The following is a 15703-nucleotide window of genomic DNA, read 5'->3' as shown; positions in this document are numbered from 1 at the left end:
GAAAAAATGAATGAATTACTAAATAACCATGTTTTCTTTATCATTTTAAATACACTTCTATATATACTTGTACACCAATTATAACATTTTATGTGTTCGTTTAATTATATTATGCTTACTTCAAAATCAAATAAACCAGACAATAATTCCTGCAAGAGCGAGAAGTAATACAACAATAAAAATAAAACGTAATAAAGAAAAATTGACTTTGAAACGTATTTTACTGCTGTCTTTATGTACTTCATTTCTTGGTGGTAAATTTAATACATCTATTTCAACAGATGTTTGCTCCTTATGTTCATTCTGGTCCTGAACAGCTTCTTCTGTTTCTTTATTATGTTCTGCTATATCTTGAATAGCTTGTCTTAATGCTTCTGCTTGATCATTTTTCTTGGAGCTCAATGCCATCACCTCATTTCTTTAACCGTATAACTAACCCAAGTAGAAAGTCAATGAAAAAATGCATGACAATGGGAACAATTAAATTAGCAGTATATTCATAAACCCAGCCGATATAAAAACTGAGGAATAGTGCTGCTAAAAATAGTACAGGCTTCTTTAAATATCTTATATGTGCCAATGCAAAAAGAATACTTGCAAACAGGTATCCAAAAGTGGTCTGGATAACACCTCTGAATAAAAGCTCTTCACAAATTGCTACTGTTAGTGTAAATACAAATATAAAGCTTATCGGCTGATTTTGAAATATAAGCTTATTTATTCCGCCATCGTCCCAGTGTTTTTCAGGTGTTACATACATTAAAGCAATCTCAATGGAAACGATGATAAGAACAGGTAAAAATCCAAAAATAAAGATTTCCTTCATATTCCATTTAAAAAGATCCAGCCAATCCAGAAACGAATCAAACAGGAAAAAACTTAATATAATTGCTAACAGGAAAAATAATCCTTGAGAGAAAAATAACTGGATTCTTAGTTCTTTTTTTGACATTTGTTTTATCAGCTCATACTGTTTCATCCTATGCCTCTTCCATATTCAGGATCTTTTGAAGCTTTTTGCGCCAATTCATAGGAGAAGAAGCTTCTGGGGTTTTAAAAAGTGGTTCAGGTGCCCATTTACTCCACTCAAAACCGCAGTTGCTGCAGCATTGATCGGTTGGTTCCCCAAATTCATCCTGAAAAGGCTGATAAAGTGTTTGCCGCAAACAGTTTCTCGTCTGAACCCACCGATATAATTCATTTAATTTATTATTCTTGTATAACTGCCGTTTCTCTAAGTATTGAACAACACTTTCTCTATTCTGTTTCCAATTCTTTTCGTTTATAAACCATTCATTATCCTGAATTAGCCCATATTTTTGCAGTTGTCTTTGGATAAATCGAGCTGCCCCTTCATTAATATCGAGCAGTATATGCAGTTGTTCAGGAGATGGTAAATCAACTTGAGTACTCTGACAGGTAAAAATTGTGGCAATGAGCCGATCAATAACCTCAATTGACGGCAGTTCATTTTTAACCATGTTTGCCGATAGACGAAAATCTCCTTTATGATAAAGAATTACACCGACACTTGATTCTCCGTCTCTCCCGGCTCTGCCCACCTCTTGAATATAAGATTCAATCTGGAGTGGAAGATGATAGTGAATCACTAATCGGATATCTGGTTTATTAATTCCCATTCCAAAGGCGCTAGTACAGCAAATAATATCAATTTGATTATTCATAAACTGCTGCTGAACCCGCAATCGTTCAGATGCTTCCATTCCGCCATGATAATAGGCAATATTTCGTTTTGGAAGTTTGACGGATAGTGACAGAGCTGTTTCTTCTGCAGTTTGTCTGCTTGTAAAATAAATTAACGCAGGAACGAAATAAGACTTTGTCATTTCTACAATGCGTTCTAATTTTTCTTGATCATTTTCCACTTCTTCCACACAAAAAGCAATATTATTTCGATCCATAGGGTAAATATGCCGTTTCATATCCGGCTTGTTCAAGCTATGAATAATATCTGTCTGGACATCTGGTGTTGCTGTAGCACTCAGCGCCAATACCGGAGGATGATTTAATGCTTCAATCACTTCATGCAGACGCTGATAGTCTGGGCGAAACTCATGCCCCCATTGGGATATACAATGTGCTTCATCCACTACAAAAAGCTTAATCGGCAGCTGCTTTAAATAATTTTGGTGTTTTCTTTTTTGAAGCCATTCTGGTGAAACATAAATCAGCCGGTACGAATCTAAATTATTTAAAGCTCTCTGTTGTTCCATGAAAGGCAAAAAACTGTTTAAAGCAAGAACATCTTTAAAGCCAACTGCTTTTAGCTCCTTTACTTGATCAATCATCAAAGAAATTAACGGAGATACAACAATGGTAATGCCGTCCAACAGCTTTGCAGGAAGCTGATAACAAATAGATTTACCGGATCCTGTCGGTAATACGCCAAGCACATCCTTCCCGCAAAGGACATCAGAAATAATTTCCTTCTGTCCCTGCCGAAAGAAATCATAACTAAAATGACGATACAATGCTTCTTCTAAATGAATTATTCTCACCCTCTACTTATTGTATAAGACCAATGCTAAACGAATTTGAAAATAACTGATATCCGGGTTTACATTATTTTTAATTTCTTTTAAACGATAGGTCTGCTTTGAATGTACGATTTCTTTAATTTCTTCATAAATCGCGGAATTCAAGTAATCAAAAAATGGAAAATCCGTCTCATGCATGGCAATCTCCACCAAATGATCCTGTATCGTAGTTGCTTTTAACCGGCGGATTTGCATAATCTCTTTAAAAGAGTGCTTCTTATGAAGCAAACGGAGTGTAAGCTGGGCTGTCTGACTTAAGGGTGTATCAGAAATATATAAGTTTTTTGTAAAAAGCTTAAGCATTGGATAATCATTATCTTGCTCCTGTACACTTAAAAGGCGATAAAAACCTTTTTGCAGAATTAAAAAACAATCCTGAATAGAAAGCTGATAATCCTGTGAAAGCTGCTGCAAACTGCTGCCGTAAGAATAGAAACTGGTTATACGATCAACAAACATCGATGCCTCAAGGTCTGACAGGCCGGATAAAGCTTTTTCTAATTCTTTATATAGTTGTTGTAATACCTCTTTTGAACGTTGTTTATACTGCTTATAAAAACCTTTAACAAATTGTTCAGCTTCATAGTTATCTGAAATGGGAATAAAAAGATATCGTTTTTTAGAAGTGTTGGTAATGGTTTGAATAAAAAGCAGCAATCGCTGCTTGAATGATTCCATCACATTTGCATATTTCGCACCTGCAAATCCGTCAAGATTTGTTTTACATGATGCTAGCCAGGACTTTCCTTTTTTTGTGATTTGAATTTTTTTCTCATTATCTTCCCTAAAATAATCAAGTTCTATTAAATGGTTAAGTTGTACCCTGTAATCGTCTTTAGCCAAGCCCGGGTAGATGCCATAGTAATCAGCGATATGATAGAACCTGGCATCCTGTATAGTTTGGATAGCCTTTTTTCCGATTAAAAGATTATACACACTGGAAGATGTACGTTCTTGATTTATTTTTTGAAAACAATCCATAAGGATTCCTTGAAAAAGCATCCTGACACCACCACCCATACTGAAAACATCCTCTAAATTCCAAGCTTATTGAACAGCCTCTTTCATCCAGTTTATTAATAAATCCTCCTGATATAAATCTCCTGGATAATCTATTCTCTCTATTTTTTCATTTTCGTATAAATATTGTAATAGTTCGTTCATTGCCCCCATGTATTCATGGTATAAGAACTCGTAGCTGATTGTTTCCTGAGGCATTATATTGTCTGCACAAACTCCAGGATCTGTGTAATTCACATATGTTCTGCACGGCAACGGGCGAAACTCATATATAGTACAAGCATTTGCTTCCAGATTTAAAAATGGGCATGGGAGATGTTCCTGTTTGTATTTATATTTCGCATCTGGATCAGAAATCATATCCGTATGACTTAACCTGTTAATCTTTTCTCCAAAAGTTTGATAATACTGGCCAAGATGCTCTTTCATAAAATGCTTTTTATCATCGGGCATTTTATGAATTGCATTTTTGATAAGCTCTGCCTCCATTTTATTTATTACAATAGGAAAATAACAACAAAAAGCGCAGCCCATCTGGCACGTCGGCATAATATCAGCCGTAGATTCCATATCACTGATTTCTTCAGTCACTGCCTGCAATAACTGAACGAATGCCTTAGCAATTTTATCGTCAGCTGACATCTCTTCATTATCTAAAATATAATCAACTATTTCCTCAAAACGTTCTTGTTTAATTTGATATTTTGTATTAATTTCCTCGCATTTCAGCAGAATTTCATCGTAGGTTAAAAACATAGACATTGGCTGGACTCCTATTTTATACATGATAAAAAGGCTATCATGCAATAAAGATTCAATTATTAATATAGAAAAGTATATCACGAATGATTATATGTTTATATATTTTATGATCAGAATAACTTCTAATGGGAAAAGACACAGGCCAATAAAATAACTCCTCAGTATACGTAACAAAAGAGAAAGCTGCTCATGAGCGGCTTTCTCTTTTGTTATAAGTAGCTAATATTTGATTCGAAATCTATTTTTCGAATATCTTTTAAACAAACCATGAAGCAATGGATATAATAAAAGGATAAACACACCATTACCAATAGCATGTGCTGTATCAAAAGGAAGCCCAGCTAAATAATATGGCCAGAAATGTCCCGTAACCTGAAACGTCGTTAAAGAAATAATAAAACCATAAAAATAACCGCTGAACATCGAAAAAAGGATAATAAAAAGTAAGGGAACCTTTTTCCAAATAATGCCTATAATTCCTGCGGTTAAACCAATTAAACACCATGAGATAATTTGCCAAACAGTCCAAATTCCCATGCCAAGCAGCATGTTCGAGAGAAATACCACTAATACACTTAAAATAACAGATGATACTGGACCGAGGAAAATTCCTGTTAAAATAATAATTGCTGTAATAGGCTGTACATTAGGAAGAAAATGAAATGCATATCTGCCTACTACAGCCAGTGCCGCAAGTAGTGCAAGTAATGTCAGCTTGTATGTATTCATTTTTACTCTATTGATTGCAGATCAAATATGATTTCTTCGCCGCCATTCAGCTCATATTCTCCTGCCCCAACCGGAGAAGACTCTCCGTCTACATAATACATCCAGTACTTTCCTTCGTCTTCATCATCTGACACTCGTTCAATCGAAGTGATAAAACCGTTATCTTCTTCTACATAGAAGGCATCCTCCAGTACATTTAAAAGGATATCCCCCTCTTCCACTTGAACAATTTCTTCTGATACATACTGATTCCCGTCATCAATTGTTATCGTTATTCGTACCTCATCTTCGGCCAGCTCCTGCTCTTCACCACTTGATTCATTCGTACTGACTGAAGTATTAGAGTTTTCATTTTCATCCCCATTATTACCGCACGCTGCAAGCAGAACAAAGGATATTAACATAATACCTAAAAACTTCAACCACCTATTCATCTTCATGTCCCCTTTCGTTATCAACTTCAAATTTATCCATAAAGTATGTGTTCAAAAAGTCCGATAAATAGGACCAAGAAGTTCAAGGCGACTAACTTTTTGAACATCCTCATAAAGAAAGCCTGTTTAGTTAACAGGCTGAAGATGGAACAATATATACTTACTCCGTTCAATCCAGCTGCTTTACTTTGGCATTGGAGTGGTGGAAAGAAAGGTACTGCTTTTGCCAAGCTCTATTTAACAACTAATTATAAAGGAGTATAAATAGAGCTGCGAGTACAGTAACAGCTTTCACTGATTACCTCTCATCCCCCAATTTTTATTTTGTATATACCACTATCTTATCATATCTATTAATTTTTAGGAATGTTTCATAGGTATTTCAAAACTAAATGTTGTACCAATATCCAGCTTACTCCTTACCTGAATTTTCCCATGATGCGCTTCAATGATATTTCTGGCAATGGCTAATCCTAAGCCTGTTCCCTGCTTCTCTTTCTTCACCCGTGATTTATCCGCTTTATAGAAGCGCTCAAAAACAAATGGCAGATCTTCTTCCGGGATGCCGCTGCCATTATCCTCTACTTCTACGTGAAGGAAATCTGAGTTGCTAAGCGCGTGCACCTCTACTTTTCCACCCTTGACAGAGTGACGGAGTGCATTATCAATTAAATTGGTTAACACTTGTTCGATTCGATCTGCATCCATTTCACCAATCTGCTCATGCATATCTAAGCTTAACGAAAGTTCTACTTCACTCTCTTGAGCAAGCCCTTGAAATTTATGCACAATACGCTCAACAAACGCCTGAACAGCAACAGACTCAACATGTAGTTGAATTTGACCGGCTTCCATTCTTGCTAAGTCAAGTAATTCATTTACAAGCCTGCCCATTCTGAGCGATTCTTCATATATAATCTTAGCCAGTTCATTCTTATCTTCTTTTGTTTCAGCAATATCATCGACAATTGCTTCACTATATCCTTGAAGCATAGAAATAGGTGTACGCAATTCATGCGAAACATTTGCGATAAAATCCTTGCGAAGTTTATCAAGACGCCGTTCTTCGGTCATATCACGGATAACGGCAACACAGCCCCGTACATGGGATTCATCATACAATGGCGTTACTAGCATTACATAGTTCCGCCCTTGGACAACAGACTCTTTTAACACCGCTCTCTCTTCAGCAATTACTTTATTGAGAGCATCCTTAAGTTCCGTTGGAAGCTGCTTTTCTTTATCCTCTTTCTGATTATGCTCATAATTCCAGTTATCTAAATATGCCTCTGCCGGGGGGTTCATAACGATAATTTCTCCATCTCTATTAAGTGTGAAGACACCATCAGCCATCGAACTCACAATGCTGGATAATTGTTCTTTTTCCTGCCTTAAAGCCTGAATATGATAATTGAGCTGATTACCCATACGATTAAATTCAATGGCTAAATCACCAATCTCATCCCGGGTTAATACAGGCACTTTGGTATTGAATTCACCACGAGTCAGATTATAGGCCGCTTCCCGCATTTTAATTAATGGCGCTGTAACACGGGATGATAAAAATACAGCAAAAAAGGTTGTCAGCAGTATTGCAATACCTGCACTCAGCAAAATCAGTTTGGTTGTCTGATCTTTGGTTTCATTAATCATATCCAAGGATTTAAAAACAAACACAGCTCCCCCGTTTTCCAAGGGCGAGCCTACTGAAATAATTTCATTCTCATCCTCAATCAGTCCTTGAGAGCTCTGTGCAGTGACTTGAACAAGCAATTCCTGGGCTTCTGGATCATTTAACATCCATGATTCATCAATAAAACTTAAATCTGTGTCCTCGGAATCAGAAATCCATGGCTCACCGTCTGCATAGTAAATGACAATTCGGCTGGAGGGATCTCTCAGCATCTCTGTAGCATCCTCGATAAAATCCAGATTATAGTCTGAATCAACCAATGAAGAAATTTTCGCAGCCATTTGTGTCATGTCATTTTCAGCTTCCTGAATATGATAGGTTTCAAAAAACTGCATTAAAAAGAACGTTAATACACTTAATACAAAGGACACTAATAATAATATCGTTAATGATAGTTTACCTACAACGCTCTTCCAAAACATCAGTCTTGTTCAACCTCAAATTTATAGCCGATACCCCAAACTGTTACAATCATTTTCGCAGCCTGCGGGGAAACAGAATTTAATTTTTCACGTAAACGCTTTACATGTGTATCTACTGTACGAAGATCACCAAAAAATTCATACTGCCAAACTTCTTTTAATAATTGCTCACGATTAAATACTTTATCCGGTGAATTTGCTAAAAAGCAAAGCAGCTCATATTCTTTAGGTGTCAAGCTCACTTCCTGATTATCTGCAGTAACCCGGTGCCCATCATGATCAATGGTCAAGTGTGGAAATACTAATAAATTTTTTGCGGTCGCATCTGACTGCTGATAATTTACATTAGAGACTCTACGCAGAATAGCCTTCACCCGCAGTACAGCTTCTCTTGGACTGAATGGTTTAACAATGTAATCGTCTGCCCCTACCTCAAAGCCTTGCACACGATTGGATTCTTCCCCTCTTGCCGTTAACATAATGACGGGTGTATCCTTTTCTTTTTTCAGCTCTTCGCAAACCTGAATTCCATCCATTTCCGGCATCATAATATCTAAAATAATTGCATTGTAATTATTTTGTAAAGCCATCTCTAACGCAGTTTTTCCATCTGCTGCTTCATCTATTTCAAAATCTTCTTTTTCTAAGTACATTTTTATTAAACGTCGAATTCTTTCTTCATCGTCTACCACTAATAACTTTTGTGCTTCACTCATTTACAATTCACTCCTCATTTCAACTCTAATTAGCATTATAAACGAACCTGTTTGAAAAGTTAAGGAATTAAGAGAATCCTTGTATTCTTAACAGGTTTGACAGTCGCTTAATTAATCTTCATCCAAAAAGGGAATTGCTACCAAATGGTTGATAACAATCCCCTTTTTCTATTTGTAATCACCATACAGGCAGTGTTATGCGTATGAATGTAAGCTTGCCAGTATAAGATTTACTACAATCAGGTTGAACATAATAATTGCAAAGCCAACTACTGCAAGCCAGCCTGATTTTTCCCCATGCCAGCCTCTGGAGAGCCGTAAATGAAGGAATGCTGCATAGAAGAACCAAGTAATTAATGCCCAGACTTCTTTTGGATCCCAGCCCCAGAATCTTCCCCATGCCAGCTGAGCCCAAATAGCTGCGAAAATCAGCCCGCCTAAGGTGAAGACAGGGAAACCGATAGCAACAGAACGGTACATGATTTCATCCAGCATATCCGGTTTTACACCCTTGAGAAGCGGATGGAGTCTTTTACCAATTCGTTTGCGGGAAATTAAAAACGTAATACCATAAATAATCGTTCCTGCAAAGAATGACCAAATCACTGTATTTAGTTTTCTTCCTGCTTCGTCGCCATGCATCCAGGCTGGCGCCTCGAACCAGGAATTCATTACATTTTCTGATAGTAATGTGCTGTCTTTAGGTGCTGCAATCGGCGGAAGCTGGTATTCAGCCATAACAGCCTGTCCATCTCTTTCCACTTCAAAGGTTGCTTGATAAGAAACCGCGTTAAAGATTGATGTAATAGCAATAAATCCAATAAATAAAAAGATACAATAAATAACAACTTCAAGCATCGCATTGCGAAAAGTCAGCTTGGTTTGATCAATTTGTCGGATTAAATACATTAATCCGGCAACAAAACTTATAAATAAAATCCCCTGCCCTAATGCAACTGTTGTCACATGGATGTGCAGCCAATTACTTTGTAAAGATGGTACCAGTGGTGCTGCTCCAGTGGAAAACATGCTTGCATAAGCGATAATAATTGTTGCCAAAGGAAGAGCAAATACTCCTAAAAAGGCTGTTTTATAGTAGATGTAAATAATAATAAATGCAAAAATCATTGACATCCCTAAAAAGGTTGTAAACTCAAAAAGATTACTTACAGGCGCATGGCCAGTCAACATCCACCTTGCAATAAAATAAACTAATTGAGATGCAAAACCAATAATTGTTATAACTAAACCGATGGTCCCTGCTTTTGTTTTCTGATGTCGTTCACTTTTATTTTGACGAATTGCTCCTCCAAAGAAAAAGGTTGCAACTAAATATAAAATAAAAGCAATAAGCAAAGCTCCACTACTAAGACTGTATAAATCCATTCGCTTACCTCCAATCCTATCTTAACCATTCCGTTTTAATGTTTACTCATCTATTTCCTGCTGATCCTTGACCATCTTAATGTTTGTATCCTCTACAGCTTTTTCAATATCACGTTTAATTCCGTGCCAGTTTTTATTTGTATGAGCTGCTAAAAGAAGCGTATTGTCATTTTGTTTATTAATCCAGACTCGGCGATGCTGCCAGTACATTCCCTGAATAACACCAATCATAAAGATCATGGCACCTACAAAAAAGTAGGGAAGCGTCCGGTCTGAGCTTACTGCAATACCGCTGACATCCCGGAATTCAACATCATCAATAGCTACCTTGTATTGATTTTCTCCAGTAGCATCGATATTCCGGCCAACCCCCAGAAAGCTCACTTCTCCTTCTTCTGAACCGGGAGGATAAACTGTCACAACAAAGGCTGGATTTCTAGGAAAATCTGTTTCTGAAGCAGGATTTCCGTTTTCTGTCATAATATAATCTGGATAATAATTTGTTAATTCTACCCGGAAACCGCTGTCTAATTCATATACTGAATCCGGATTTGTTAAATCAATGGTAAAATCTCCAAGCGATTCTTCTTCTGAATCATCTGCTTCGTGAATATGAAAGCTCATATTTTCAAATTCATTTAACTGATATCCCTGCTGATATAGTGTGTATTTATCAAATTTTGCCGGGTTATTCATTTGAATAGAATGCTCCAGAATGGGTTCCAATTCCGGCTCAGCACCTACCACATCAGCATTCTTTGCTTCGTAAACGACAATATCTGTCTGGAAATTACTTGCAATTTCTTCCTCTTTCAGAAAAGCCTCCTGAAAGCGCTCATCATCTTGATCATGTGTTTCCAATATAAAGTCTTTATTCTCTATGTAATACTGATTGTTTGTGCCGGGAATAACTCTCTGCTCCCCTTCACGAACCCACATATATTCTTCAGTAAACATGATTGGTGTTGTACGTAAGATAGCTGCAATCAATATAATAATAAGTCCAATATGGTTTACATAAGGTCCCCACCTGGAAAATCGGCCTTTCTCTGCCAATATCTGGCCATCTTCTTCCGTGATTTTATACCTGGAATTCTTCAATCCTTTAACCAGTTTGTCTATATCTGAGTCATCCGCATTTATTGACTCGCTGTACAGGCGCTGTCTGGATAAAAACTTCTTATGTTTTTTCGGTTTCTGGTTTCTTAAAGCTCTAAAAAGCGGGACAAAACGGTCTAAACTGCAAATAACCAACGAAATACCAATTAAAGCAATTAAAGTAATAAACCAGTAAGAGCTATACATATGATGAAATCCGAGCTGGTAGTACATTAGACCCCAAATACCATAACGGTCTTCATAAAAAATTGCCGGATCTCTTGATACAGCATCCTGCGGTATAAATTGCTCCTGCGGAAAAATCGTACCAAATATAGACGCAACTAATGCTGCTACAATAAGCCAGACGCCTACTTTTACAGAGGAGAAAAAACTCCAAATTTTATCTATAATTGATTTTTGATATGTTTGTGAGCGTCGGGCACTGCCGTCATAGCGCATATTTAAAAGCTTTTTGCCGTCATTCCCGTCAATATGCTGATTTCCTTCTACAGGCTTTCCGCATGCTTCACATAACACGGTACCCTCGGGATTAATATGGCCGCACTCACATTTTATTTTATTCATTGTCTACCTCCATTCTCATGGAATATCATGATGCATCTGGTGTGATTGCATCTAAGTGTCCTTCTAATTTATCTAATGTCAGCGCCCCCTGGACAATTTCGTCTATCGTTCCATCAGGATTAATAAAGAACGTTGTAGGCATTGGTCTGATTCGATATAAATCTCTTACCTCAGCGTTGACATCATGCGGAATAGCAAACGTTAAGCCATACTCATCGATAAAATTATCAACTACTAATTCTGTACTGTCCAGACTGACAGCAACGATTTCGACCCCTTTTTCTTTATACTTCGGGTATAATTCCTGCATATAGGGCATCTCTTGTTTACAAGGCCCGCACCAGGTTGCCCAAAAATTCAGCATAACCCCTTTTCCTTCTAAATCGCTGAGCTGCATTACATCAGCATCAAAATCTCCATTAATTTGACTTAATTTAAAATCTGGAGCAGCATCACCTGCACGGTATATTGTATTTTCATCTTTTGAATTTGAAAATAGTACAAATATTACTGCAGCAACTAAAACAGCTAAAATAGAAGAGCGAAAAATGAGACGGTTGCGTTTCTTTTTCTGTTTATTAATATTTCTCTCTCCCTTATTCAACAGCACTCCTCCCCTTTCTCACTGATTATACCATTGTGGGCAGCTTGTAAATTTGAATATTATCTTACAATTTTGTGGACGTGTTCCGTAATTGGTTGACTTCTTTCGGTGTTAGTGATCTATACTCGCCGGCATTTAATCCCTGCAGTGTTAAAAAGCTGTATTGTTCCCGCTTCAGTTTCATCACCGGAAACCCAATTGCCTCAAGCATTCTGCGTACTTGTCTATTTTTCCCTTCATGCAATGTTAATTCAATAATAGACGTTTTCTTTTCCTTATCGCTTGACAGCATATTAACGTAGACTGCTTTCAGTTTTTCATTGTCAGATATAACACCCTTCCGTAATTTTAATAATTCTTTTTTATGGGGTATACCTTTGACTTTTGCTACATATACTTTATTAACTTCTTTACTTGGATGCATCAGATGATTTGCAAATTCACCATCATTTGTTAAAAGTAATATTCCTGAAGTATCATAATCCAGTCTTCCGACGGGAAATACTCTTTCACTTACACCCGGCAGAAAATCTGTAACAACTTTTCTTCCTTTATCATCTTTAACGCTGGAGATAACACCTCTGGGTTTGTATAGCAGATAATATACGGGCTCTTCTTTTTCAAGAGGCACACCATCAACTTCTACTTTATCGTCAGAGGTAACCTTAATCCCCATCTCTGTTACTGTTTTATTATTTACTTTTACTTTTCCGTCAAGAATTAATTGCTCAGCCTTTCTTCTGGATGTCAGACCGCTTTGAGCAATAACCTTCTGTAATCTTTCTTCATGCTTTGACATATAGATCCCCAATCTTTTTTAATTGTTTTTACTTGAAGATGATGTTCAAAAACCCTCAAATAATAATCCGCTTAACAATGACCTTCTAATAAAATTACCCACATCATACAAGCAGTACGGAAAACACTTTCACGTACGAGTAGCCCATTCGTAAAAAACACTTCATTTTGAACTTTCATTGGCGCCTATTTATTCTGTATTCCTGTAACGATTGAACAGAAGAAGAGGCTGTTATTTCTTCCTTATCATACAGCCAGCACCTGTCACACTAAAATAGCCGGTTGACTCTTGTATAACAAGAAAGCCTATGATGAAATATATTTTTCACATATCTTCATCATAGCCCTATTTTACAAGTTAGGAAAGCATAAAATTCCAGCGACGATTTTTGATGGGACAAGTGATTATATCATTATAACAGTAATTTGGTACAGCAATATTTTAATATACCAGACCCTAAGAAAAAAATATGCATTCGCTAAGGTGCCATTCCATGCAGTTTTTTAATATTTGTTACTGACTATTAATTATCCAAACATCATTGTAACAAGAAATACAGCTGCAAGTATAGCAATTAAATCAGCTAATAACCCAGCCTGTAATGCATAACGGATTTTCTTAATACCAATGGCACCAAAATAAATGGTAAGCACATATAGGGTAGTATCCGTACTACCCTGCATAACAGATGCAAGTGTACCGATAAAGGAATCTGGACCATAGGTTGCGATTAATTCCGTAGTCATACCTAATGCTGCTGTACCAGATATTGGACGGATTAGAGCAAGGGGCAAAACTTCTGCAGGAAATCCAATAAAGTCCAGTGCTGGGGCAATTAATCCTACAAACGCATCTAAAGCACCCGAACTTCGCAGTATTGAAATAGCAGTAATCATCCCCACCAAAAAAGGAAGCAAAGAAACAGCTGTCTTTATGCCTTCCTTTCCTCCCTCTACAAATAAATCGTATGCAGGTAATTTTCGAATACTTGCTGCAATCATAATTATTAAAATAAAGCAAGGTATCATCCAAATACTAATTAAGCTGATAAACCCCATCATGATTTCCTCCAAGTACTTTTATAATAAAAGATCCGGTCAATAATCAGTCCGGCAATTGTACCTATACATGTAACCAGCAAGGTAACACCGACAATTTGAGTAGGAGAAGCAGATTCATATTGCATTCTGATTCCGATAACCGTTGTAGGAATCAGCGTTAATCCAGTTGTGTTCAGAATAAGAAATGTAATCATGGAACGTGATGCCGTATCAGAATTATTGTTAAGTTTCTTCATTTCCTCCATTGCTTTAATTCCTAATGGTGTTGCTGCGTTACCCAGGCCAAACATATTTGCTGTTAAATTAGATAAAATATAACCTAACGCTGGATGATCCTTCGGTATTTCCGGAAATATTTTCGATATAATAGGACGAAAAATCCTTGCCAGTCCCCGTAAAATACCAGCTTCTTCTGCAATGCGCATCATGCCAAGCCAAAATACCAAAATACTTATCAGACCAATAGCTAAGGTAACTGCCTGCGCAGCACTATCGAATATAGCTTCATTGACTGCCTCCATATTCCCGGAAAACATTGCATAAATAATTCCGATAGCAGCCATACATATCCAAATCCAATTAATCATTTGTATCCCACCTCAGAATGGAATGAAACACATGAGCGACATCATCCATAAAATAATCTTTTTCATTATCATCCAGCTGATTTAATACGGTATTGTCAGTCAGTGACGTTGCTTCTTCATTTAAGTATACTTCTTTAGCCCAAGAGTCATTTTCATGCTTGTAAAGTGGTAAAGTAACAGTGTTTTTTGATAAATCCTTTTTATCTGTTACAACTTCTCCATTCTGGTCAACCTCTTTCATTTCAAACTGTTCAAAGCCCCATTCAAACATGGCCATATGATCTTGCCAATCATCAGGAGCATCCAATGTTACAGCAATTAATTCCATTCCGTTCTTCTCAGCTGTAGTAAGCAGCGTGCGCCCTGTTTGCTTTGTATAACCTGTCTTTCCTCCTGTGCAATATTCATAAAAAATAGTCAGGAGTTTGTTTTTATTTTGCCAATAGTAAGATCTGTTTTCGGACAAATATCTTTTCGAGCCGCTTATCTCTTGAAAAACAGGGTTTTCCATTGCATACTGCATTAAAATTGCCATGTCATGAGCACTCGAATAATGCGTCTCTGAGTCCAGTCCATGCGGATTATCAAAATGCGTATTCTTCATTCCAAGCCACTTAGCCTTTTCGTTCATTAAATAAACAAAGCCCTCTTCACTTCCGCCAACATGTTCAGCAATAGCAACAGCAGCATCATTTCCTGAACGAAGCATAAGGCCATATACTAAATCCGTTAAAGACATTTCTTCCCCCTGCTCTAAATAAATAGAAGACCCTTCTGTATAAATAGCATTTCTGGAAACAGTGGCCTTTTCATTCATTTCTCCAGATTCAATAGCAATAATTGCTGTCATTACCTTCGTAATACTCGCAATAGAGGCCTGCTCATCAGCGTCTTTTGCAAATAATACCCTTCCTGATGATTGTTCGATTAAAACAGCCTGCTGTGCCGAAACATCCGGTGCAGCATGTCCATGAATTGGAAAAGATATGAAGCTAATAATACAAATGACCATCCATATAAAAAAACGCATCAGGTTGGTTCCCCCTCATAAAACACAGCTTTATGTCCAGAACTTCATCAAATTCTGTCCCTGACAGTGAACTTGATAAATATTTCTAATTCATTTATATGCATGAAACAAGCTGTTATGATTAAAATGAGATCAGGCGAGATATGGAAATTAAAAGAAATAGAGAAAGAACCACTGCTGGAAGCTGGCAGCTACTTCCTGACCAATATTTATTTA

Annotated in this window: 16 protein-coding genes; all 16 read right to left on the bottom strand. The window is 37.0% G+C overall.

What is annotated here, in order from left to right; translation table 11 throughout:
* Positions 1-126: 126 nt before the first annotated feature.
* The 16 genes from MHH51_RS11735 to MHH51_RS11660 all read right to left on the bottom strand — a co-directional run bounded on the left by MHH51_RS11735 (position 127) and on the right by MHH51_RS11660 (position 15487).
* Complete coding sequence (locus MHH51_RS11735; RefSeq protein ID WP_156985362.1) at positions 127-402, bottom strand: hypothetical protein; 276 nt, start codon at positions 400-402, stop codon at positions 127-129.
* Positions 403-412: 10 nt separating this feature from the next.
* Positions 413-979, bottom strand: coding sequence for a CPBP family intramembrane glutamic endopeptidase (locus MHH51_RS11730; RefSeq protein ID WP_339286195.1), 567 nt, complete (start codon positions 977-979; stop codon positions 413-415).
* Between the two features lies 1 nt (position 980).
* A complete protein-coding gene (locus tag MHH51_RS11725) occupies positions 981-2519 on the bottom strand; it encodes a RecQ family ATP-dependent DNA helicase (RefSeq protein WP_339286194.1) in 1539 nt (512 codons plus the stop codon).
* A 3-nt stretch (positions 2520-2522) separates the two neighbouring features.
* A complete protein-coding gene (locus MHH51_RS11720) occupies positions 2523-3578 on the bottom strand; it encodes a helix-turn-helix domain-containing protein (RefSeq protein WP_339286192.1) in 1056 nt (351 codons plus the stop codon).
* A 27-nt stretch (positions 3579-3605) separates the two neighbouring features.
* Positions 3606-4340, bottom strand: a complete 735-nt coding sequence (locus MHH51_RS11715; protein WP_147207813.1) for a YkgJ family cysteine cluster protein — start codon at positions 4338-4340, stop codon at positions 3606-3608.
* 219 nt (positions 4341-4559) lie between these two features.
* Complete coding sequence (locus MHH51_RS11710) at positions 4560-5069, bottom strand: ECF transporter S component (RefSeq protein WP_156985368.1); 510 nt, start codon at positions 5067-5069, stop codon at positions 4560-4562.
* 2 nt (positions 5070-5071) lie between these two features.
* Complete coding sequence (locus MHH51_RS11705; RefSeq protein ID WP_147207815.1) at positions 5072-5503, bottom strand: DUF4430 domain-containing protein; 432 nt, start codon at positions 5501-5503, stop codon at positions 5072-5074.
* 360 nt (positions 5504-5863) lie between these two features.
* Positions 5864-7618: an ATP-binding protein gene (locus MHH51_RS11700; protein ID WP_147207816.1), complete on the bottom strand. Its 1755-nt coding sequence runs from the start codon at positions 7616-7618 to the stop codon at positions 5864-5866.
* Positions 7618-8334, bottom strand: coding sequence for a response regulator transcription factor (locus tag MHH51_RS11695; protein ID WP_147207817.1), 717 nt, complete (start codon positions 8332-8334; stop codon positions 7618-7620). Before MHH51_RS11695 ends, MHH51_RS11700 begins: the two co-directional genes overlap by 1 nt.
* Positions 8335-8529: 195 nt before the next feature.
* Positions 8530-9720, bottom strand: a complete 1191-nt coding sequence (ccsB, locus tag MHH51_RS11690; protein ID WP_147207818.1) for a c-type cytochrome biogenesis protein CcsB — start codon at positions 9718-9720, stop codon at positions 8530-8532.
* A 42-nt stretch (positions 9721-9762) separates the two neighbouring features.
* Entirely contained in the window at positions 9763-11406 is a 1644-nt protein-coding gene (locus MHH51_RS11685) for a cytochrome c biogenesis protein ResB (RefSeq protein WP_147207819.1), read from the bottom strand.
* Between the two features lie 25 nt (positions 11407-11431).
* Positions 11432-12010, bottom strand: coding sequence for a thiol-disulfide oxidoreductase ResA (resA, locus tag MHH51_RS11680; RefSeq protein WP_147207820.1), 579 nt, complete (start codon positions 12008-12010; stop codon positions 11432-11434).
* 64 nt (positions 12011-12074) lie between these two features.
* Complete coding sequence (locus MHH51_RS11675) at positions 12075-12809, bottom strand: pseudouridine synthase (RefSeq protein WP_147207821.1); 735 nt, start codon at positions 12807-12809, stop codon at positions 12075-12077.
* Between the two features lie 527 nt (positions 12810-13336).
* Positions 13337-13867: a spore maturation protein gene (locus MHH51_RS11670; protein ID WP_147208062.1), complete on the bottom strand. Its 531-nt coding sequence runs from the start codon at positions 13865-13867 to the stop codon at positions 13337-13339.
* On the bottom strand, positions 13867-14457 hold the full coding sequence (locus tag MHH51_RS11665) for a nucleoside recognition domain-containing protein (protein WP_147207822.1): 591 nt from the start codon (positions 14455-14457) through the stop codon (positions 13867-13869). Before MHH51_RS11665 ends, MHH51_RS11670 begins: the two co-directional genes overlap by 1 nt.
* Positions 14450-15487: a D-alanyl-D-alanine carboxypeptidase family protein gene (locus MHH51_RS11660; protein WP_147207823.1), complete on the bottom strand. Its 1038-nt coding sequence runs from the start codon at positions 15485-15487 to the stop codon at positions 14450-14452. Before MHH51_RS11660 ends, MHH51_RS11665 begins: the two co-directional genes overlap by 8 nt.
* Positions 15488-15703: the final 216 nt, after the last annotated feature.

Origin of the sequence: Oceanobacillus sp. FSL K6-3682, from assembly GCF_037976165.1 — a bacterium.
Taxonomy (GTDB): domain Bacteria; phylum Bacillota; class Bacilli; order Bacillales; family Amphibacillaceae; genus Oceanobacillus; species Oceanobacillus sojae.
The sequence above is the reverse complement of the archived record's forward strand: the minus strand, read 5'-3'. Positions and strand labels throughout refer to the sequence as shown.